The organism is Streptomyces azureus (genome assembly GCF_001270025.1).
GTDB lineage: Bacteria > Actinomycetota > Actinomycetes > Streptomycetales > Streptomycetaceae > Streptomyces > Streptomyces azureus.
Genome location: NZ_DF968193.1, coordinates 1 through 20,117, shown reverse-complemented (window position 1 = coordinate 20,117; position 20,117 = coordinate 1). Strand labels below are relative to the sequence as shown.

The window sequence follows — 20,117 nt, the reverse complement described above, 5'->3', positions numbered from 1 at the left end:
CCCGGTGTCCGGGCAGGCCGGCACCCCTGTCGTCAGTCTGCGCGGCGCTGCCCTGTCGTACGGCGACCGCACGGTGTGGAGCGGCCTCGACCTCGACGTACGGCCCGGGGAGTTCCTGGCCGTGCTGGGGCCGAACGGAGCGGGCAAGACCAGTTTCGTACGGGCGTTGCTGGGCCGTCGGCCGCTGTCCGCCGGGACGCTGACCGTCCTCGGCCGACCCGCTCGCGAGGCCGCCCGGCACATCGGCTACGTCCCGCAGCAGGCGGCGCTGTCCGCGCAGGCCCTGCTGCGCGCCCGGGACCTCGTGCGGTTCGGCATCGACGGGCACCGCTTCGGGCCGCGCCTGCGCACCGGCGCGGTCCGCCGCCGGGTGGACGAGATCCTCGAATCGGTCGGGGCCGCGGCCTACGCCGACGTCCCGCTCGGCCTGCTGTCCGGCGGCGAACGGCAGCGCGTGCGCATCGGGCAGGCCCTGGCGACCGACCCGCGCATCCTGCTGTGCGACGAGCCGCTGCTGTCGCTCGACCTGAACCACCAGCGGGCCGTCACCGGGCTGATCGACGCCCGGCGCCGCTCCCACGGCACGGCGGTCGTCTTCGTGACCCACGAGATCAACCCGGTGCTGGGGATGGCCGACCGGGTGCTGTACCTGGCCCCCGGTGGCCACCGAGTCGGCACCCCGGACGAGGTGCTGACCTCCGAGTCGCTGTCCCGGCTCTACGGCACGCAGGTCGACGTGGTGCGCGTGCGGGGCCGGGTCGTCGTCGCCGGGGCCCCCGACGAACCCGCCGCGCCGCCGCACCATCCCGGGCAGGTTCACGAGACGGACGGAGTGCGCGCATGACGCTCGCCGACGGGGTCTGGCAGCAGATCTTCGACTTCACCGACTACGGCGAGCTGCTGGCCCTGGTCCGCAACTCCCTCATCGCCGGCGTGGCACTCGGTCTCGTGGGCGGGCTGGCCGGCGTCTTCGTCCTGATGCGGGACCTGCCGTTCGCGGTGCACGGCATCAGCGAGCTGTCCTTCGCGGGCGCGTCGGCCGCCCTGCTGCTGGGCGCGAACATCGTGGCGGGCTCGATCGCCGGTTCGCTCCTCGCGGCCGGCGCCATCGGGGTGCTGGGGACACGGGCCCGGGACCGCAACTCGGTGATCGGCATCATCATGCCGTTCGGGCTGGGCCTCGGCGTGCTCTTCCTCGCCCTCTACAAGGGCCGGGCGGCCAACAAGTTCGGGCTGCTCACCGGTCAGATCGTCGCCGTGGACACCCCGCAGATGTCGTGGCTGCTCGGCACGTCCGTGCTGGTGCTGATCGCTCTGGCGGTCATGTGGCGTCCGCTGGCCTTCGCCAGCACGGACCCGGACGTGGCTCAGGCACGCGGAGTGCCGGTGCGTGCGCTGTCCTTCGCGTTCATGCTGGTGCTCGGGCTCGCGGTCGCCCTGTCGGTGCAGGTCGTCGGCGCGCTGCTGGTGCTCACGCTGGTCGTCACCCCGGCCGCGGCCGCCGCCCGCGTCACCGCGTCGCCGGTGCTGCTGCCCGTGCTGAGCGTGCTGTTCGCCGTGGCCTCGATCGAGGGCGGCATCCTGCTCGCGCTGGGCAGCAGCATTCCCATCAGCCCCTACGTCACGACGATCTCGTTCGGCGTCTACGCGGTGTGCCGGGTGGCCGGGAAGTACCGGACCCGGCGCTGGGGAACGCGGCGGACGCCTGTGGGGTCGACCTGACTCGGTGATCGGCCACGGTCGTCACGGGCCGGGGAATCCGCGGTGCGGAGGAGCGGGCCGCCGGTCGGCGGCCCGCCGTGGGGTACAGGCTCAGCGCTCGAACACCACCCGCCCGTCGAACACCGTGAGATCCACCTGGACCTTGGTGATGTCGTGCGGGTCGAGGCCCAGCAGCGGTCGGTCCAGGACGCACAGGTCGGCGGCCCTGCCCGGCTCGACGGTGCCCTTCCAGTCGTCGGCGAAGTCCTGCCAGGCCGGGGTGGCGGTGTAGGCGCGCAGGGCGTCGGCGAGCGGCACGCACTGTTCGGGGCCGCTGGCGCGTCCGCTGGCCTTGGACTCGCGGAGCATCATCGCGGCCACGCCCTGTCGCCAGTCGGGCTCGGTGATCGGCGCGTCGGAGCTGGCGCAGACCCGTACGCCGGCGTCGAGCGCGGAGCGCACCGGCCACTGGTAGGCGGAGCGTTCGGGGCCCACGACCTCGTCCATGAGGTCGGAGATGGTCCACTTGATCGCGGGGTTCATGTTGACGCCGTATCCGTGTGCGGCCAGCTCGGCCAGGCTGCCGGGGCTGATGAAGTCACCGTGGATGACGTAGTGGCGGGCGTCGGGGCGGGGCGCGGCCCTGTCGGCGGCGACGAAGGCCTCCACCACCGTGTCGATGGCGCGGTCGCCGGTGACGTGCACGCCGAGCTGGAAACCGGCCTCGTGGGCGACCCGGATCATCTCCCGCAGTTCGTCGGCCTGGAGCGCGGGGGTGTCGCCGTGGACGCACAGGGCGCCGTGACCGCCCTCCGGGTAGGGCTCGTTCATCCAGGCCGTGCGGTTGGGCGGCACGCCGTCGCCGAAGATCTTGACGCCGATGGCCCGCAGCAGCCGGGGGTCGGCGGACTCGGGGCGGCGCAGTTCGGCCAGGCCCTTGCGGACGTCGGCGGCGGAGCCGCCCATGGGGGCGGGCAGCAGCAGCACGCTGACGCGCGCGAGGAGTTCACCGCTCGCCGCGAGGTCTGCGTACGCGGTCCAGTTGTCGGTGCTCAGGCCGCCGAAGAGGGTGCCGGCGCCGCCGGGGCCGAGGCCGGGCTCGGTGTAGCTGGTGATGCCGCGGGAGTGCAGCTCGCGGATCACGTTCTGGATGGCCTGGCGTCGCTGGGCGAGGGTGGGGGCGGGCAGCGCGGCCTGGACGAGCCGCCCGGCGGCCTCGCGCAGGATGCCGGTCGGCCGGCCGTCGGGGTCGTGGTCGATGACGCCGCCGGGCGGGGGCGCGGTGTCCGCGTCGATGCCGCAGCGGCGCAGCGCCTCTGAGTTGGCCCACACCATGTGCGAGGAGAAGTCGGTGAGGCAGACCGGGTGACCCGGCGCCACCGCGTCCAGGTCCCGGCGGTGCGGAAAGCGGCCCGGGTCGGCCAGGCACTCGGCGAGGTAACCGGGGTCCCAGCCCAGGCCGACGATCCACTCTCCGTCCGGGACGTCCCGCGCCGCCCGGGCGACGGCCGCGGCGATGTCGGCGAGGGACCCCACCGCCGGATGGCCGACGTCGATGGCGAACGGCGGTTTCGTCATCCCGTAGGCGGCTCCGTGCAGATGCGAGTCGTTGATGCCGGGCAGCACGGTCCGGCCGCCCAGTTCGACGATCCGGGTGCCGGGCCCGGCCAGGGCGCGCATCTCCGCGTCGCTGCCGACGGCCAGGATGTCCCGGCCGCGTACGGCCACGCCTTCGGCGACGGTGAAGCCGGCGTCGACGGTGAGAACCTGGCCGCCGGTCAGGACGAGGGTGGGGGCGGTGTCGCTCATGGATGTGTCGTCGCTCTCGGACGGGGTGCCGCTCGCGGGTGCGGTGTCGCTCACGGTGACCTCTTTTCAGGGGGAGTGTGGGTCAGCGCCCCGTGCGGGGTGCGAAGTACGCCAGGGCCGCGCCGGCCACCAGCGCGACGCCTTGGGCCATCTGTTGCCAGAACGTCGGCACGTTCAGCAGGGTCAGACCGTTCTGTAGGCCGCCGAGGAAGAGCACGCCGAGCAGGACGCCGAGGATCGAGCCGGAGCCGCCGGTGAGGGCGACTCCGCCGACCAGCACGGCGGTGAGCACGGCCAGCTCAAAACCGGATCCTGAGGTTCCGGCCACCACGCTGTCCAGTACCGACGCCTTGACGGCACCGGCCAGGGCGGCGGCCACGCCGGTGACGACGAACAGCGCGAACGGGGTGCGGCGGGTCTGGATGCCGGAGAGGTGAGCGGCCTCCCGGTTGACGCCGATGGCGAAGACGTGCCGTCCGGCCGGGGTGAACGCGAGGAACAGCGCACCCGCCGCCAGCACCAGCGCCGCGATGACGACCGGCGCCGCGATCCCGGCGATCCGCGCCCCGCCGATCCAGGCGAACCCGGAGCCGAATCCGCTCAGCGGCAACGGGAACAACTGCTGTGCCAGACCTCGTACGGCGGTCAGCATGCCGAGCGTGACGATGAACGCGGACAGGCCGAAGTAGCAGCACAGGACGCCGTTCACCGCGCCGACCACCGCCCCGGCGGCGAGCGCCCCGAGCAGGGCGACGGCGGGCGACTGGTGGTGCTGGCCGGCCAGCCAGCCCGCGACCAGCCCGCCGAGGGCGAGCGTGGAGCCGACCGACAGGTCGAGGTATCCGCTGATGACGAGCAGAGCCAGCGGGACGGCGACGATGGCGAGGGTGGCGGCGTCGGTGGCTATACCGCCGAGGTTGGCCGGGTCGAGGAAGCTGCCCGTGGTCAGCTGGAAGACCAGCACCATCGCGACGAGCACGACCAGCAGGGGGTTGCGGCGTACGGTGGTCAGCCCGCCCGTGGCGATCAGACGCGGGCGCGTGAGGACGCGGTCGGCGGTGGTCATGCTGCTCCTTCGGCGGGCAGGGGGTCGGTATCGGCGTCGTGGACCGCCGACAGCAGCGCCTGTTCGGTGAGTCCGGTGCCGGAGAGTTCGCCGACGATCCGTCCCCGGGCGACGATCAGGCAGCGGTCGGCGAGCGCCACGATCTCCTCGGGGTCGCTGGACGCGAACAGCACGGCGGTGCCCCGCTCGGCGGCGAGTCCGGACACCACCCGGTAGATCTCCTGACGGGCGCCCACGTCGACGCCCTGGGTCGGCTCGTCCAGCAGCAGCACGTCCACGTGCCGCGCCTCGTTGATCCACCGGCCCAGCACGAGCTTCTGCTGGTTGCCCCCCGAGAACGCGCCCGCCGGCAGCCCGGGCCGGGCCGGGCGCAGCCCGACCGCCGTGGCCAGCGCGTCGAACACCCGCCGTTCGGTGCGCAACGCCCGTACGTTGTACCGGGCCAGGGTCCGGACGGCCGGCAGCAGCGCGTTGTCCTGCGCGGACAGTGACGGGAACAGGCCCTGTGCGCGCCGGTCCGCCGGCACCAGCGCGATTCCGGCGCCGAGCGCGTCGGCCGGGCGGGCGGGGCTGACGGTGCGTTCGCCGACCCGGATGGTTCCGGCGGTGGCTCGGCGCCTGCCGTAGAGCGTCTCCAGGATGCGGGTGCGGCCGGAGCCGATGAGCCCGAACAGGCCGACGCGTTCGCCTTCGGTGACGGTGAGACCGACGGGCCCGAAGCCGGGGCCGCGCAGGGCTTCGACGATCAGCCGGGGCGGGGCCGGAGTGCGCTGCGGCTCGGGCGTGTCAGGGCCTGGCGTGTACTCGTCTCGGTCGGGAGCGCGCCTCGGCTCCTGGGCGTCCGGGCTCGGCGTGCGACGGGCGTCGTGCCCCGCCGGGACGGGCGCGTACCGCGGCCTTTGGGCGTCCGTGCTCGGCACGCCACGCGTCTCGTCCCCGTCCGAGCCGGGCGCGTACCGCGGCCTTTGGGCGCGCGGGCCGGTCCTGCGAGGCGGCTCCGGCGCGTCCGTGCCCGTGGCGCGCCGAGGCCCGTGCACGGCCTCCGTCGGCCTGCCCGCGATCGCCTCGACCAGGTCACGCCGCGTCTGTCCCGCCACCGTGGCCTGGTGGGTCACTCGCCCGTCGCGCAGTACGGTCACCGCGTCCGCGAGCCGTTCCACCTCCGACAGCAAGTGGGTGACGTAGACGATGGCGAGGCCCTGCGCGCGGAGGTCCTCGACGCGTTGGGCCAGGGCGTCGGTCTCGGCGCCGGACAGGGCCGCGGTCGGCTCGTCGAGGACCAGGACGGAGGCGCTGCGGCTGAGGGCCTTGGCGATCTCGACCAACTGCCGCTGGGCCATGGGCAGATCGCCCACCCGGTCGCGCGGAGAGCACCTGGCCGCGACCCGCTGAAGCAGCCCGGCGGCGACCTCCTCCTGGGCGCGCCGGTCGATGCGGCCGTACCGGGTCCACTCCTGACCGAGGAAGATGTTCTCCGCCACGGTCAGAGCGTCGACCACGCTCAGCGTCTGGAAGATGATCGCCACGCCGGCCGCGATCGACTCGCGCGGGGTGAGGCGGGTGTACGACGTGCCGCCCACCTCGATCGTGCCCGCGTCGGGCGGGTAGGCACCGCCCAGGCACTTGATGAGGGTGGACTTGCCGGCGCCGTTGTGGCCGAGCAGGGCGTGCACCTGCCCGGCGGGCACGGTGAGGTCCACACCGTGGAGGGCCCTGACGCCGCCGAAGGACTTGGTCAGCCCCCGGATGCGGAGGTTCGTGGTCGTCATGGCGGCGGGCCTCAAGCGTTCTGCGCGAGCAAGGCGTCGATCTCGGCGGTGTCGGCGTGCTGGACGAGCGCGACCGGCACCTGGGCGCTGGGGTTCGCCTTGCCCGCGGCGACGGCTCGTGGCACCTCGACGATGGCGGCGGCGATGTCCTTGGGCGCGAGCGCGGCGGAGGCCCGGTAGAAGGTGCCCTGCTTGACGGCGAGGAGGGAGGGCGCGGAGCCGTCCTGGCCGCCGACGAAGGTCTTGGCGTCGTCGGCGGCCCGGCCCGCCTGCTGGAGGGCCTTGAATCCGCCGTAGGCGGCGGCGTCCGTGACGCCGAGGACGAGGTTGAGGTCGGGGTGCTTGGCGAGGATCGCCTTCGTCTTCGACAGGCCAGTGTCGGGGTCGATGGCCTGTTCCCGCGCCACCACGTCGACGCCGGGTGCCAGCCTGGTGAAGGCGTCGATCATGCCCTTGGTGCGTTCGCGGCCCAGTTCGATGGTGCTGTCGGTGAGGAAGGCGATCTTGCCCTTGCCGCCGAGGTGCTCCTCGGCCCACTTCGCCGCCGCCTCGCCGAGCAGGGTGCCGCCCTTGCGGAAGCTGAACTGGATGTCGGCGCTCTGGTGTTGCAGGGAGCCGCCGTAGGTGACCCAGATCAGTCCCGCGTCCAGTGCCGCCTTGGCGATGGGCTCGGCGGCCTCGAAGACCATCGGGAAGGACACGATCGCCGGGACCTTGCGGGCGACCCAGGTGTTGAGGTTGCTCGCCTGTGTGTCGGCGCTGGCGTTGTCGCTCGTGGTGACCAGCGACATGCCGTGCTTCTTGGCCTGGGCGGTGGAGAGCTTCACCAGGGTGGAGTAGAGCGGGAGCTGGGTGAAGGGGTAGTCGAGTCCGATCTTCGTCAGGCGGGTGCCGCCGGGGGACGACGGTTTGGCCGAGGCGGCCGTGTTCTGCGGTGCCGAGCATCCGGCGGCGGCCAGGGCGGTGGCCGCGGAGAGGGCGAGGAAGTGTCGGCGTGAGGCTGTGGACGGGGATGGGGTCATGGCGGGGACTCTCCGAGGGGCGGGCCCGACTGGAGCGGGCATCCGGGTGTGCCGAACAGGAAAGTCCCGCCGGGCCCGCCGCACCATCCGTACAAATACCGACTGCGAACGACAGCCGGCGAATCATGGGGCCCCCGCACGACAAGTCCGCGGCAAGTCGGTGAACACCTTGTCGGACCCCGACCGGACCTCTATCGTTAGACCCCAAACGACATCGCGTCGGAGCCGCCCGGAGGCTCGCCATGCCCAGCCACCACCAGATCGCGGCAGCAGCACGCATCGGCATGCTCACCCGCGAGCGCGACACCACGTCGGCCTCCGCGCAGGCCCTGCGGGAACTCGCCCGCGCCCTGCCGCTGGACGCGGCGACCCTGCTCACGATCGACCCGCTGACCGGCTCCCACGTCCAGGTCGCGAGCATCGGTTACACCGCCGCGGCCTCGCAGGCCCTGGCCGGGGAGTTCGTCGCGACGCAGTGGTACCGCAACGTCGTACGGCAGGAGCTGCCACCGTCCATCTCGGAGGACGCGGAGGACGCCGACGACGCCGGGCCGCGCTTCCGGCACGGCTGGTTCTACGCCGAGCGGGTCCGCCCGGCCGGTTTCCGGGACGGCGTCACGGGAGCGCTGCGGCACCGGGGCCGGCTGGTGGGCCTGGTCCATCTCTCCACCGAGAGCGCGGACGCCTACGACACCGACGCCCGCCGGCTCCTCGCCTCCGTGATGCCCGCCTTGGCCGCGCTCGCCGACCCGCTGGCCCACGCCGGTGACCTGCACGGTCTGGCGACGGAGGACGCGGCGAGCCTGGTCACGGGCGACGGTGGGGTGATCGACCTGCCGGGCCGGGACCGGCCGCGGGTGCTGCGGGAGGAAGGCGGGTTCCACGCGCTGCTCGACGCCTTCACCGGCACGGGCGGCCGGCGGCTGCGCCTGCTGTGGCCGGCCGGCGGCGGCTGGCAGCGGGTCGTACTCCACCGGCACCCGGCGGGGCCCGGCCTCGCGTCCGACGCGGTGCTGGTGCACGAGACGCCCACGGAGCTGCCGTACGGGCTGAGCCCCCGGGAGCTGGAAGTGCTCACCCGGGCGGCCACGGGGCAGACCAACCAGGCCATCGCGCAGGCGCTGTTCCTGTCCCCGCGGACCGTGCACAGCCATGTCGAGCATCTGCTGCGCAAGACCGGCTGTGCCTCCCGTGCGCAGGCCACGGCGCTCGCCGTCCGGGACGGGCTGCTGCGGCCGGACCCGGATCACCTCGGACGTTTCGTCGAGCGGTGATCCGGGCCCTGGCGGTCGGGGAGGAACGCGGTCAGGAGGTCAGCGCCTCGACCCGCCGCATGACGTCCCGGCAGAACTCCCCCACCCCCTCGGGGTCGTCGATGAACTGGTTCGGCTTGACGCAGAAGGTCGTGAAGCCCTGCTCCAGTTGCTCGGGGATGACGGCGAGCGCCGCGCCGAGGTCGGCCGGTGAGCGGTCGTCGGGGAAGACGGCCTGGGTGCCGCCGATCATCTCCAGGTCCGCGCTGTCCCGCCCTGCCGCGGCCATCGCCTCCTTGAGCGCCTGGAGGTCCTCGGATGTGGGCCGGCCGAGCGGGTGGAAGCCGTGGCCGTACCGCACGAGGCGGCGCAGGACGGGGCCGTGCAGCCGCTGTCCGCCGAACCAGAGCCGGGGGCCGTCCGGGCGGTGGGCCTTGGGCTCGAAGTAGACGTCCTGGAAGGGGTAGTGCGGCCCGTCGTGGGAGAGCGGCGACGGGCCCCAGGCCTTCGCCCAGATCTCCAGGTGTTCGTCGAGGAGCCGCCCGCGCCGGGCGAAGGGCACGCCGAGGGCGTCGTACTCGTCCTTGCTCCAGCTGACCGTGGGCTGCACGACGAGGCGCCCCTGGCTGAGGAGGTCCAGGGTGCCGAGCTCGCGGGCGAGCAGCAGGGGGTGGCGCAGCGGGGCGAGGACGGCCGCCGCGGCCAGGCGCAGCCGGGAGGTGACGGAGGCGATGGCGGCGAGCAGCAGCAGGGAGTTGGGCCAGGGGGTGTACGGGTCCTGGTTGCCCGGGAGGGCGTAGTCACGGGGGTTGCCCATGATTCCGGCGGCCGCCGCGTCGGGGCCGAGGACGATGTGCTCGCTGACCATGACGGCGTCGAAGCCGGCGTCCTCGGCCTCGCGGGCCCAGCGGACGGCGGCGGGCAGGTCGGCCCGGCCGCCGGTCAGCGTCCAGTTCTCGCTGAGGACGAGGAGCATGCGGGGAGTGGGCATGTCGGGTTTCCCTTTCGTCTCCGTACAATTTGAGTCCGAACGACCGGACGGCGAGGATGCGCCGCCCCGGCGTGACGCGTCGCGACCAGACGAAGGAGCCGCCCGTGCCGGGCCAGCGATCCATCACCGAAGCCGAGAAGCTCGCAGCGGCGAAGCTCGGCGGTGTTCCGATCCGCCGGGAGCAGATGGCGGCGGTGGCGAACATCTACCGGGCGGCGTCCGCCGTGCGGCAGCACCTGGAGAACTCGGTGCTGCGGGGCTCGGACCTGACCTGGACGGCCTTCGTGGTGCTGTGGGTGGTCTGGGTGTGGGGCGAGTCCGAGACCCGGCACGTGGCGGAGGAGGCGGGGATCTCCAAGGGCACGCTGACGGGTGTGGCGCGCACGCTGGAGTCGCGGGGGCTGCTGCGGCGGGCGGATCATCCGAGCGACGGGCGGCTGGTGCTGCTGAGCCTCACCGAGGAGGGAGACGCGTTCATGCAGCGGGTCTTCCCGGCGTTCAACGAGGAGGAGGCGTTCGTGACGGCCCGGCTCAGCGACGCGGAGTGCCGCAGCCTCGCCGAAGGACTGCGCAGTGTGGTGCTCCAGGTCGAGGAACACGGCGAGGAGCGGCGGCAGTCCCTGCTCGGCGGTGCCGAGCCCGCGCCGCGGCGCAGTGGACGGCGACCCCGGGCCTGACTCCCGCTGCGGCCTCACCGGGCCGCGGCCCGTACGAGTGCGTCGAACAGGCCCTGCTGGGCGGGGTCTTCGTGGGCGGTGTCCTCAGGGTGCCACTGGACGGCGGTGAACCAGCCCCTGGCGCCCGGGAGTTCGAGGGCCTCGACGGTGCCGTCCGCCGCCCGGGCCGTGACACGCAGGCCCGTGCCCAGGCGGTCGACGCGCTGGTGGTGATAGCAGGACGCGTCGGTCTTCTCGACGCCGGTGGACCGGGCGACGACCGAGTCGGGTTCCAGGGTGACGGGGTGCACCAGGTGCCGGTGCTCGCGTTCCGGGCCGCCCATGTCCTGCTCCAGGGTGCCGCCGAGGGCCACGTTGACGGCCTGGAGTCCGCGGCAGACCGCGAGCAGGGGCAGGCCCGACTCCAGGGCGTGGCGGGCGACGTCGAGGTCGAAGGTGTCCTGGAGGGCGTCGACGTCGTAGACGGTGTCGTGGGTGTCGGTCGCGCCGTAGCGGGAGGGGGCGAGGTCGCCGCCGCCGGGGAGCAGGACGCCGTCGAAGCGGGCGAGCCGGGCGGCGGCGCCGGTGTCCGCCGGGTGGAGGCTCACCGGTTCGCCACCGGCCCGCCAGACCGCCTCGATCAGGGCGCGGGCGTTGACCTCGGCGGCGTACCGGAGTGCGGAGGCCCGCGCCGAGAACCGGGCGGGAACGGCGATCAGCGGCCTCACAGCTGGATCCAGGTGGTCTTGAGCTCGGTGTACTTCTCCAGCGCGTGGACGGACTTGTCACGCCCGTTGCCCGACTGCTTCATGCCGCCGAAGGGCACGGTCAGGTCGCCCTCCTCGTAGCAGTTCACCCAGACCGTCCCGGCCTTGAGCGCGCGCGAGACCCGGTGGGCGGTGGTCAGGTCGGAGGTCCACAACCCGGCGGCGAGACCGTACTCGGTGGCGTTGGCAAGTCGGACCGCCTCGTCGAGGTCGTCGAAGGCGAGCACGGACAGGACCGGGCCGAAGATCTCCTCGCGGGCCAGTCGCGAGCCGGGGGCCACGCGGTCGAAGACGGTCGGCTCCAGATAGGTCCCACCGGTCTCGGCGAGCAGGCGCTCGCCGCCGGTGCGCAGCCGGGCGCCCTCCTCGACGCCGTGGCGGATGTGATCGCGTACGCGGTCCAGGTGTCCTTGGCCGACCAGTGCGCCCATCTCCGTCTCCGGGTCGAGAGGGTCGCCCACCTTCAGCTCGCGGGCCCGCCGGACCACGGCCTCGGTGACCCGCTCGGCGATCGAGGAGTGCACGAGCAGCCGCGAAGGCGCCGTGCACATCTCGCCCTGGTTGAAGAAGATGCCCCAGGCGGCCGTGGCGGCGGCCTGGTCGAGGTCGGGGGCGTCGGGCAGGACGATGTTGGGCGACTTGCCGCCGAGTTCCAGCCAGACGCGCTTGAGATTGGAGTCGGCGGCGTAGCGCAGGAAGTGGCGGCCGACGGCGGTGGAGCCGGTGAACGCCAGGACGTCGACGTCGGGGTGGAGGCCGAGGGCCCGGCCCGCGGTGGGGCCGTCGCCGGTGACGACGTTGAGCACGCCGGGCGGGATGCCGGCCTCGGTGGCGAGGCGTCCCAGGAGCAGGGCGGACAGTGGTGAGTTCTCCGAGGGCTTCAGGACGACCGTGCAGCCCGCGGCCAGTGCCGGGGCGACCTTCCAGCCGGCCAGGGTCAGCGGGAAGTTCCAGGGGACGACCGCCCCGACCACTCCGGCGGGTTCCCGGGTGACCAGGGCGAGGGCGTCCGGGGCGGTGTGCGGGGCGGAGTCGGTGAGCTTGTCCGCGAGCTGCCCGTACCAGCGGAAGGTGCTGATGACGGCGCGCAGTTCGATGCCGTGGGCGTCGTTGATCGGTTTGCCCATTTCCAGGGTCACGGTCAACGCCAGTTCCTCGCGGCGCTCTTCGAGCAGGTCGGCGAGGCGGAGCAGGGCCCGGCCGCGCTCGGCCGGTGCCAGGTGCGGCCACGGGCCGGTGTCGAAGGCCTGCCGGGCGGCGGCGACGGCCGCGTCCACCTCGGCGGTGCCCGCGTCCGGGACCTCGGCGAGGACCCGGCCGTCACGCGGTGACACGACCGGGAACGTCGCCCCGCTCCCGGGCTCGTCGGCGCCGGCGATGTGGTGGGCGCCGGAGAGCTGGTACGCCTTGGCGCGGCGCAGCCACTCGTCGTGGGTGACGGCCGGCATGGAGGACCTCCTTCGGTCTCGGACTTTCGATCTGAGTCTTTGGCCTGCGTCTTTCGACTTGCGTCTTTTGATCTCAAACGATATGGGTGCGGCTCTCCGCGGAAGGCGACGAGCGCGGTCATCCGCCGTCGGCCGCGACGCCCCTCCCCCGCACCCGTGCGGCGACGAGGCCCAGCGCCATGACCACCGGGACCGACAGCGTGAGCCACACGGCCGTGCCGCGCTCACCGCCGATGAGCGTGGTGAAGTTGGCCAGGATGAGCCAGATCGCCCCCGCGATGCCGAGCGCGCCCAGGCCGGGAGCGATCAGCGTGTTCCAGGGGCGGGCGTCGAGGCGCTCGCGGCGGAAGAAGACGACGACGGACACCGACGTCAGCAGGTACAGCAGCATCATCGCCAGGACGGCGACCCCGCTGAACCAGGAGAACAGCGTCAGCACCGGGTCCTTGCCCGCCAGCGCGAAGGGCATCACCAGCAGCACGGCCAGGGCCGTCTGGACGCACCCGGCGGCCCAGGGCGCGCGCCGGCGGTTGAGCCCGCACATGCGGCGCGGCAGCAGCCGGTCGCGGCCGAGGGAGAACAGGTAGCGGTTGGCCGAGTTGTGGAAGGTGAGGATGCCGGCGAAGAGGGACGTGGCGAGCAGGACCGGCAGCACGTCGCCGACCCAGCCGCCGAACTGCGCCGCGATGGGCGCGAAGACGAACCCGGCCCCGTCGCCGCCCTCCAGGGCCTTGCCCGCGGCCGCGGTGGCCTGGGAGGCGCCGTAGGAGGAGATGAGCATCCAGGACGTCAGGGCGAAGAAGCCGGTGACCACGACGACCGCGAGATACGTGGCCCTCGGCACGGTCTTCCTGGGCTCGCGGGCCTCCTCGCCGTAGATGGCGGTGGCCTCGAAGCCGAACATGGACGCCACGGCGAACATCACGGCCACGCCCGGTGCGCCGTCCAGGGCGGCGGCCGGGGCGAAGCTGTCGGCGAGGCCGAGCCCCTCGGGTCCGCCGCCCTTGACGAGGGTGACCAGGGCGAAGACCGACAGGATGCTGAACTCCGCCAGGACCAGGACGGCCAGCACCCTGGCGCCCATCTCGACGCCGGCGGCCCCGAGCGCCTGCACGACGGCCATGGTGGCCAGCGTCCAGACCCACCACGGCAGGTCGAGGCCCGTGTGGCTCGCGACCAGCCCGCCGACGATGGATCCGTAGAGCCCGTACATGGCGGCTTGAATGGTGCAGTACGCGAAGAGCGCGAGGCCCGCGCTGCCGGTGCCGGTGGTCCGGCCCAGGCCCTTGCCGATGTAGGTGTAGAAGGCGCCCGCGTCCACGACGTGGCGGCCCATGGCCACGAAGCCCACGGAGAACAGCAGGATCACCAGGCCCGCCACCAGATAGGCGGCGGGCACGCCGGGACCGTTGCCGAGCGCCACGGCGATGGGGGCCGCGCCGGCGATGCCGGTCAGCGGGGCCTGGGCGGACAGGACGAAGAAGAGGATGCCCAGCACCCCGAGGGCGTTGGGCTTGAGCGTGCCTGCGGTGGGCGCGTCCGGTGTCACCGTGTGCCGGGAGACCGTCTGACTGTCCACTCGGATCACCTGCCAGAGGGAGGAAGGGTCGTTTCAGGCCAAACGAGTTGCCTCATCGTGGGGCGGAACTATCCGTTTGGCAAGGGGTGCGGGGCGAATTCCGGGGCCTCGGGACCGGGAGGTCCGCAGAACTCAGTCCTCGCTGTTCCGCTTCTCGGCCAGCAGCCGCAGCACCGAGCGCAGCTCGTCGAGCGCGTCCTCGATGACCTCGCGCTCACCGAAGACCAGCTGGTGCAGGACGAGTCCCTCCAGCGTGGCGAAGACCATCCGGGACAGGCCCTCGCCCACCGGAGCGGGGAGCATCTGGGTGAGCTCGCGCCGCGTCGCGTCGAAGTACTCGTCGTACAGCGACCGCAGGTGGGCCAGGAGCTCGGGGCGGCGCCGGGACTCCAGCAGCAGTTCGTACTGGAACGCCTGGAGGTCGGGACCGGACTCCACCATGTCCGTCAGGCCCACCGAGAAGTCGGCGGCCCTGCCCGTGCCCGGTTCGAGGGCGCTGCTGCTCAGGGAGGCCCGGATGGCGTGGGTGAGGGCCTCTTCGATCAGGGCGTCACGCGTGCCGAAGTGGTGCACGACCAAGCCGTGGGTGACGCCGGCCTCCTCCGCGACCGCCCGGTAGGTGAGCCTGCGCAGCCCGCCTCGGGCCACGACACGCACGGCGGCCTCCAGCAGGGCCTCGCGGCCCGTGCCGTAGTTCACGCGCTTGCGGGGTCGGCGGCCGGCGGGCTCGGTCATGCCCGTGACCCTACCCGGGCCGTCCCGCTCAGCGACGCGGCGGCCGGATGCCACGGAACTCCCAGTCGCCGCCGAGCGCGGTCGACAGCACCTCCTCCGACTCGGTGGGCTGGGCGCCCACGTCCGCACGGATGGCGGCCGGCCCGGTCACGATGTGGTTGGTGAGCCGGCCGAGCCCCTCGACCTCCACCTCCACGACGTCCCCCGGCTGGACGGGGCGGGAGTTGGCGGGCGTGCCGGACAGCAGGACGTCTCCGGGGTACAGCGTGATGGTGCGGGCGATGTCGGCGACGAGGTAGTGCATGTCCCACGTCATCTCGTCGGTCGAACCGTCCTGCACCACCTGTCCGTTGACGTAGGTCCGCAGCCGCTTGCCGTGGAAGTCCCAGTCGGTGACCAGCCCGGGGCCGAGCGGGCAGAGGGTGTCGGAGCCCTTGACGCGGAGCATGGAGCCGGCGTCGGTGTCGCGGAAGTCGTGCAGGCCGTAGTCGTTGGCGACGGTGTAGCCGGCGATGTAGTCGCCTGCCCCGGCCGGGGAGATGTTCCGCGCCGTCCTGCCGATGACGATGGCGACCTCGCCCTCGTAGTTGAGCCACTTGCAGCCCTCGGGGCGGACGATGGCGCCCCGGTGGGCGTTGAGGGCGGAGACCGGCTTGTGGAAGTAGGTGGGAGTGTCGGGCAACCCGATCCGGAACTCCTCCACCCGGCTGCGGTGGTTGAGGTGGACGGCAATGACCTTGGAGGGGACGACCGGCGGCAGGTGTTGCGCGTCCCCGGTCTTGACGCGGCGGCCGTCAGGGGCGACGAGTTCGTCACCGTCGACGGTGACCTGGACGGCGGCGCCGTCGAGGAGGATACGGCGGTACTCAGGCATGGGCGGACTCCTGCGCGGGGGTGTGGTCTGCGGTCCAGCCATCGGCCGGCCGGTCGAACCAGAGGTGGGCCTGGCCGGTGCCGATGGAGTTCTCGTACTCGCCGTACTGGCGGGCCCTGGCGGTGCACGCCTGCCCGCCGAGGGCGCCGGCCATCATCAGGTAGTGGAAGAACTTCGCCTCGGGCTTGAACTTCCAGAAGTCGTCCATGGTGTCGAGGACCTTGTCGTGGCGGCCCTCCTTGAACCAGGCGATGCGTTCCAGGTCGGCCTCGCGGGCCTCGGGCGTGCGGATGTGCACGGGGTCGCCGGCCTCGTGGTCGCGCAGTTCGCGCAGCGGCCAGAAGGTGTGCGAGAGGGCTCCGGAGGCGACGAGCAGGACCCGTCGCCCGGGGGTGGCGGCGATACCGTCGGCGAGCGCCCGCCCGAGCCTGAGATGGTCCTCCATGTCGCCGGTCTGGCAGACCCCGATGGTGACCCACCGCTTGTCGGGCAGGCCCTCGCCCAGGAACTTCCAGAGGTTGATGGTGGCGTAGTAGACCGGCAGGTACGCGTCGTCGATCGGGGTGATCCAGGTGCCGTGCTTGTCGGCGAACGAGGCGATGCTGCGGGCGAGTTCGGGGTCCCCCGGGAAGTCGTACGGCATCCGGCACATGCCGCGCGGCAGTTCCTCGGAGGTGAACAGCCCCGCACGGCGCTCCTGCGCGGTCACGACGAACTCGACGGTGGTCGCCCAGTGGGAGTCGAGCACGACCACGGTGTCGTAGTCGTCGCGCTCGAAGACGTCCCTGCGGAGCTCCTGGAGCCCGGTGACGAGGGTGATCTCCTTGCCCTCGTTCAGCTCCAGCCGCTCCTCCTCGGGCAGCACGATGGTGGGGACGTGGGCGAGCAGCCCGGCCCCGACGATCTCACCCATGGCTCTGGTTCCATCCCTTCGGGGCGGTCACGGTGTTCTTCAGGTCGCAGTAGAAGTCGAAGCTCCAGGTGCCGCCCTCACGTCCGACACCGGACTGCCGGGAGCCGCCGAACGGGGCCTGGAGGTCGCGGACGAAGAAGCAGTTGACCCAGACCGTGCCGGCGACGAGCCGCGCGGTGACCCGCTCGGCGCGGTCGCGGTCGCCGGTGGCGACGGTGGCGGCCAGCCCGAAGCGGGTGCCGTTGGCGAGCCGGACGGCCTCGTCCTCACCGGCGAACGTCTGGAGGGTCAGGACCGGCCCGAAGACCTCCTCCTGCACGATCTCGGAGTCCTGGGCTACATCGGTGAGCAGGGTCGGCGCGTAGTACTGCCCGTCCTTGCGGTGCCCCCCGACGACCGCCCGCGCCCCGGCCGCGACGGCCCGCTGCACGAACCCGTCGATCTTCTCCAGCTGGCGCGGATGGATGGTGGGCCCGATGTCGGTGGCCTCGTCGCGGGGATCGCCTTGGGTGAGGGCGGACGCCCTCTCCACGAACCGGCGCGTGAACTCCTCGGCGACCGGCTCCTCGACGAGCAGCCGGGTGCCCGCCAGGCACACCTGCCCGGCATTGTCGTACTGCTCTACGGCGAGGTCGACGGCCAGGTCGAGATCGGCGTCGGCGAAGACCAGAAGGGGTGACTTGCCGCCGAGCTCCAGGCTCAGGGGCGTGAGGTTCCCGGCGGCCGAGGCAGCGATGCGCCGCGCGGTCGGCACCGAGCCGGTGAAGCTGATGCGGCGCACGTCCGGGTGGGAGGTGAGGGTGTCACCGATCTCGGAGCCGTACCCCTGGACGACGTTGAGGACACCGGCCGGCAGGCCTGCCTCGGCGGCGATGTCGGCCAGCAGGGAGGCGGTCAGCGGGGACCACTCGGCGGGCTTGAGGACGACGGTGTTGCCCGCGGCGAGGGCCGGGGCGACCTTCCAGGTGGCCAGCATCAAAGGCGCGTTCCACGGCGTGATCAGCACGCAGGGACCGGCCGGGTCCCAGCTGACGTGGTTGGTGTGTTCCCGTGTCTCGAAGTCCTCATGCTCCAGTTTCAGCAGCCAGTCGGCGAAGAACCGGAAGTTGTGGGCGACGCGGGGCATGACGCCCCGGCGATGCGACCGCAGCAGCGCACCGTTGTCGGTGGTCTCGACGATCGCCAGCTCTTCGATCCGCTTCTCGACGCCGTCGGCGATGGCGTGCAGGATGCGAGCGCGGTCGCTGTGCGAGGTCGCGGCCCAGGCGGGAAAGGCGTCCCGGGCGGCGGCGACGGCGGCCTCGGCTTCGGCCGGGCCGCCCCGGGCGATCTCGCCGAGCTCACTGCCGTCGATCGGCGAGTGGTCGGTGAAGGTGCCGGCGGAGGCAACGCGCAGGCCGCCTATCCAGTGCCGGGTGTCGACGGCAACGCCGGCGACGGTGATGTTGTCAGGCATGAGAAGAGTTCCATTCGAACGAGGAGAATCGCACTCACCTAGGGGCGCGGGGCTGTGTTCGATGTGCGGCTCCGCCGCGTGGGCGCGACCAACCACGACGAACCCGCACCCGCCTACCGGCGCTACTCGGCAGACGCTTCCGAAGTACCGACTTCCAGCAGCCGCCCCCCGTCCCAGACCACCCCGACCTGCCGGTAGTACGCCGCGATCGGCTCCCGCACCTCCAGCCGGGCCAACTCCTCCGTCGGCGCCTCGAACAACTCCAACTCCGCGTCCCCTGCCCACGGTTGACCGCCCTCGAAGGACGCCGCCCCGGACTCGATCAGCTCATCGAGAGCCAGCCCCTTGCCCTCGATCGACGGCAGCCACCGGTGATGCGCCATGGGGTGCGCATTGACGAACCCGCCACTCTCAGCAGGCTCGCGCAGCGTCACCACGGCCTGCGCGATTCGCCGGTCCGCGGCCGCCAGAGTCGCCCCGAACCGCGCCCCCGCCTCGATCCGCGGCGCGGGCCCGTACGGATGCGGCCGCGTCTGGTGAATGGAGCCGAGCTTCTTCGGATACCCCTGATGCAGCCCGCGCGCGATCGCGAAGTCCTTGTCCACCCAGATGTAGACGCACCGCGAGTACGTCCGTCCCCGGTACGTGCAGCGCACCACCGCGAACGCCTCCTTGTACTGCGCCCGCACCGGATCCAGCAGCTCCTCCCCCGAGGCCGAGCAGGACTGCCAGTCGGCCCAGATCAGAGCGACCGCACCGGGGTCCTCGTCGGCCAACTCCAGCGGTTCGGGGAGCAGTTCACGCACCCGCGAGGGGTCCGTGCGGTACTCCACCGTCAACAGGTCACCGGAGTACCGCCAGGGCGGAGAGGGAATCAGCGACGACGCACCCGTCGCCGTCTTGGGATGGAAGTAACCACGAAGACCGGTCACGAGGAGGCTCCTTGCGAGGTGAGGGCGGGCTGCTTCAGCAGGTCGGCGCGGTACCGGGCAGCGGCACGGGCGGCGGAAGGCCCGCCGAGCGCCACGACACCGACCAGCCGTCCGTCGCGGTGATAACCGACCAGCACGTCCCCCGAGATGTCGCCGTCGAGGACCCGGACGTCACCGAGCCCCAGGGCGGGCGCACCGAAGGACTGCAACCGGAAGTCGTGCTGGTCGCTCCAGAAGGTGGGCAGGGGCGCGAAGGGCGCCACGCCGGCGTCACCACCGACCAGCACCTTCGCCGCGTGCCTGGCCGAGTCGGCCGGCACGGACCAGTGCTCGACCCGCCGGGGCACACCGTCGTAGCGGGCGTTCGGGAAGCGGGCGACATCCCCGACCGCGACGACCTCCGGCCGGCCTCCGACCCGCAGGTGCTGATCGGTGAGGACGCCGTCGCTCAGATCCAGCCCGTTGCCGTCCAGCCACTCGGTGTTGGCGACCGAGCCCACGGACTCCACCACCACATCAGCGGGAAGCACGGACCCGTCGCTCAGCACGACACCGGTGACCCGGCCGCCCCCTTCGAACCCGGTCACGCCCGAACCCAGCACGAAGGAGACCCCGCGCTGCTCGTGCCGCGCGAGCAGCACCCGCGCGAGCATCTCTCCGAGCGGCCCGGCCATCGGCAACGGCAGCGGATCGACGACGGTCACCTCGGCCGCACCGAGCCCGACGGCCGTCGCGGCGACCTCGCAGCCGATGAACCCGGCGCCGACCACGACCACGCGCACCCCGGGCCGGGTCAGCTCCTCCCGCAGGCCCCGGGCGTCATCGATCGTGCGGACGGTGTGGCGGCCGGCGAGCGGCCCGGGGCAGCGCAGACGCCGGGGCCGCATGCCGGTGGCGACGACCAGACCGTCATAGGGGAGCACCGAGCCGTCGTCGAGTTCCACGGTCCGCTCGGCGAGCCGGGCCGCGACGGCCTTCGTGCCCAGCCGCCACTCCACGTCCGCCACCGATGCCTTCGGTGTGAGGGCCAGGGACGTGAAGGGCACGGCTCCCGCGAGGACCTCCTTGGACAGCGGGGGCCGGTTGTACGGCGGGTGCGGCTCGTCGCCGACCACCGTGACGCCGCCGGCCCAGCCCGCGGCGCGG

At 72.7% G+C, this 20,117-nt stretch carries 18 protein-coding genes; 4 read left to right on the top strand and 14 right to left on the bottom strand.

What is annotated here, in order from left to right:
* The first annotated feature begins 4 nt into the window (after nt 1-4).
* Nucleotides 5-844, top strand: a complete 840-nt coding sequence (locus AOQ53_RS01915; RefSeq protein WP_408055126.1) for a metal ABC transporter ATP-binding protein — start codon at nt 5-7, stop codon at nt 842-844.
* On the top strand, nt 841-1,722 hold the full coding sequence (locus AOQ53_RS01910) for a metal ABC transporter permease (RefSeq protein WP_059414345.1): 882 nt from the start codon (nt 841-843) through the stop codon (nt 1,720-1,722). The genes AOQ53_RS01915 and AOQ53_RS01910 overlap by 4 nt, the downstream gene beginning before the upstream one ends.
* A gap of 90 nt (nt 1,723-1,812) precedes the next feature.
* Here AOQ53_RS01910 and AOQ53_RS01905 read toward each other — a convergent pair whose 3' ends face one another.
* From AOQ53_RS01905 to AOQ53_RS01890, 4 genes are all read right to left on the bottom strand, one after another.
* Nucleotides 1,813-3,510, bottom strand: a complete 1,698-nt coding sequence (locus AOQ53_RS01905) for an amidohydrolase (protein ID WP_059414398.1) — start codon at nt 3,508-3,510, stop codon at nt 1,813-1,815.
* An 82-nt stretch (nt 3,511-3,592) separates the two neighbouring features.
* Nucleotides 3,593-4,576, bottom strand: a complete 984-nt coding sequence (locus tag AOQ53_RS01900; protein ID WP_059414343.1) for an ABC transporter permease — start codon at nt 4,574-4,576, stop codon at nt 3,593-3,595.
* Nucleotides 4,573-6,345: a sugar ABC transporter ATP-binding protein gene (locus AOQ53_RS45650; protein WP_059414341.1), complete on the bottom strand. Its 1,773-nt coding sequence runs from the start codon at nt 6,343-6,345 to the stop codon at nt 4,573-4,575. Before AOQ53_RS45650 ends, AOQ53_RS01900 begins: the two co-directional genes overlap by 4 nt.
* Nucleotides 6,346-6,356: 11 nt before the next feature.
* On the bottom strand, nt 6,357-7,367 hold the full coding sequence (locus AOQ53_RS01890) for a sugar ABC transporter substrate-binding protein (RefSeq protein WP_059414339.1): 1,011 nt from the start codon (nt 7,365-7,367) through the stop codon (nt 6,357-6,359).
* Nucleotides 7,368-7,609: 242 nt separating this feature from the next.
* Between AOQ53_RS01890 and AOQ53_RS01885 the strand changes: the two genes are divergently transcribed.
* The gene (locus AOQ53_RS01885; protein WP_059414337.1) at nt 7,610-8,641 is read left to right on the top strand and encodes a helix-turn-helix transcriptional regulator; all 1,032 of its coding nucleotides are present in this window, start codon (nt 7,610-7,612) and stop codon (nt 8,639-8,641) included.
* A gap of 31 nt (nt 8,642-8,672) precedes the next feature.
* Here AOQ53_RS01885 and AOQ53_RS01880 read toward each other — a convergent pair whose 3' ends face one another.
* A complete protein-coding gene (locus AOQ53_RS01880) occupies nt 8,673-9,611 on the bottom strand; it encodes a TIGR03619 family F420-dependent LLM class oxidoreductase (protein ID WP_059414335.1) in 939 nt (312 codons plus the stop codon).
* 104 nt (nt 9,612-9,715) lie between these two features.
* On the opposite strand from AOQ53_RS01880, the gene AOQ53_RS01875 reads away from it, so the two are divergent.
* Nucleotides 9,716-10,288 (top strand): MarR family winged helix-turn-helix transcriptional regulator, encoded by a 573-nt coding sequence (locus AOQ53_RS01875; RefSeq protein WP_059414396.1) that lies wholly within the window; start codon nt 9,716-9,718, stop codon nt 10,286-10,288.
* 14 nt (nt 10,289-10,302) lie between these two features.
* Here the strand turns inward: AOQ53_RS01875 and AOQ53_RS01870 are convergent, their stop codons facing one another.
* The 9 genes from AOQ53_RS01870 to AOQ53_RS01830 form a co-directional block, all read right to left on the bottom strand.
* Complete coding sequence (locus tag AOQ53_RS01870) at nt 10,303-10,995, bottom strand: gamma-glutamyl-gamma-aminobutyrate hydrolase family protein (RefSeq protein WP_059414334.1); 693 nt, start codon at nt 10,993-10,995, stop codon at nt 10,303-10,305.
* Nucleotides 10,992-12,482, bottom strand: coding sequence for an aldehyde dehydrogenase (locus AOQ53_RS01865; protein WP_059414332.1), 1,491 nt, complete (start codon nt 12,480-12,482; stop codon nt 10,992-10,994). Before AOQ53_RS01865 ends, AOQ53_RS01870 begins: the two co-directional genes overlap by 4 nt.
* 118 nt (nt 12,483-12,600) lie before the next feature.
* Nucleotides 12,601-14,061, bottom strand: coding sequence for an APC family permease (locus AOQ53_RS01860; protein WP_059414331.1), 1,461 nt, complete (start codon nt 14,059-14,061; stop codon nt 12,601-12,603).
* A 132-nt stretch (nt 14,062-14,193) separates the two neighbouring features.
* Entirely contained in the window at nt 14,194-14,796 is a 603-nt protein-coding gene (locus tag AOQ53_RS01855) for a TetR/AcrR family transcriptional regulator (protein ID WP_059414329.1), read from the bottom strand.
* Nucleotides 14,797-14,824: 28 nt separating this feature from the next.
* A complete protein-coding gene (locus AOQ53_RS01850) occupies nt 14,825-15,670 on the bottom strand; it encodes a fumarylacetoacetate hydrolase family protein (RefSeq protein ID WP_059414327.1) in 846 nt (281 codons plus the stop codon).
* A complete protein-coding gene (locus AOQ53_RS01845) occupies nt 15,663-16,583 on the bottom strand; it encodes a 3,4-dihydroxyphenylacetate 2,3-dioxygenase (protein ID WP_059414325.1) in 921 nt (306 codons plus the stop codon). The genes AOQ53_RS01850 and AOQ53_RS01845 overlap by 8 nt, the downstream gene beginning before the upstream one ends.
* A complete protein-coding gene (locus AOQ53_RS01840; RefSeq protein WP_059414323.1) occupies nt 16,576-18,039 on the bottom strand; it encodes an aldehyde dehydrogenase in 1,464 nt (487 codons plus the stop codon). Before AOQ53_RS01840 ends, AOQ53_RS01845 begins: the two co-directional genes overlap by 8 nt.
* A gap of 122 nt (nt 18,040-18,161) precedes the next feature.
* The gene (locus AOQ53_RS01835; protein ID WP_059414321.1) at nt 18,162-18,971 is read right to left on the bottom strand and encodes an acetoacetate decarboxylase family protein; all 810 of its coding nucleotides are present in this window, start codon (nt 18,969-18,971) and stop codon (nt 18,162-18,164) included.
* Nucleotides 18,968-20,117, bottom strand: a 1,150-nt coding sequence (locus AOQ53_RS01830; RefSeq protein WP_059414319.1) for an NAD(P)/FAD-dependent oxidoreductase, incomplete at its 5' end; no start/stop codon positions are given. The genes AOQ53_RS01830 and AOQ53_RS01835, both read right to left, overlap by 4 nt.

Excerpts from the sequence above, each read along its gene's own strand:
- AOQ53_RS01910 (WP_059414345.1), top strand. The coding sequence starts at position 841 with ATGACGCTCGCCGACGGGGTCTGGCAGCAGATCTTCGACTTCACCGAC.
- AOQ53_RS01905 (WP_059414398.1), bottom strand. The coding sequence starts at position 3,510 with ATGAGCGACACCGCCCCCACCCTCGTCCTGACCGGCGGCCAGGTTCTC.
- AOQ53_RS01900 (WP_059414343.1), bottom strand. The coding sequence starts at position 4,576 with ATGACCACCGCCGACCGCGTCCTCACGCGCCCGCGTCTGATCGCCACG.
- AOQ53_RS45650 (WP_059414341.1), bottom strand. The coding sequence starts at position 6,345 with ATGACGACCACGAACCTCCGCATCCGGGGGCTGACCAAGTCCTTCGGC.
- AOQ53_RS01890 (WP_059414339.1), bottom strand. The coding sequence starts at position 7,367 with ATGACCCCATCCCCGTCCACAGCCTCACGCCGACACTTCCTCGCCCTC.
- AOQ53_RS01885 (WP_059414337.1), top strand. The coding sequence starts at position 7,610 with ATGCCCAGCCACCACCAGATCGCGGCAGCAGCACGCATCGGCATGCTC.
- AOQ53_RS01880 (WP_059414335.1), bottom strand. The coding sequence starts at position 9,611 with ATGCCCACTCCCCGCATGCTCCTCGTCCTCAGCGAGAACTGGACGCTG.
- AOQ53_RS01865 (WP_059414332.1), bottom strand. The coding sequence starts at position 12,482 with ATGCCGGCCGTCACCCACGACGAGTGGCTGCGCCGCGCCAAGGCGTAC.
- AOQ53_RS01855 (WP_059414329.1), bottom strand. The coding sequence starts at position 14,796 with ATGACCGAGCCCGCCGGCCGCCGACCCCGCAAGCGCGTGAACTACGGC.
- AOQ53_RS01850 (WP_059414327.1), bottom strand. The coding sequence starts at position 15,670 with ATGCCTGAGTACCGCCGTATCCTCCTCGACGGCGCCGCCGTCCAGGTC.
- AOQ53_RS01845 (WP_059414325.1), bottom strand. The coding sequence starts at position 16,583 with ATGGGTGAGATCGTCGGGGCCGGGCTGCTCGCCCACGTCCCCACCATC.
- AOQ53_RS01840 (WP_059414323.1), bottom strand. The coding sequence starts at position 18,039 with ATGCCTGACAACATCACCGTCGCCGGCGTTGCCGTCGACACCCGGCAC.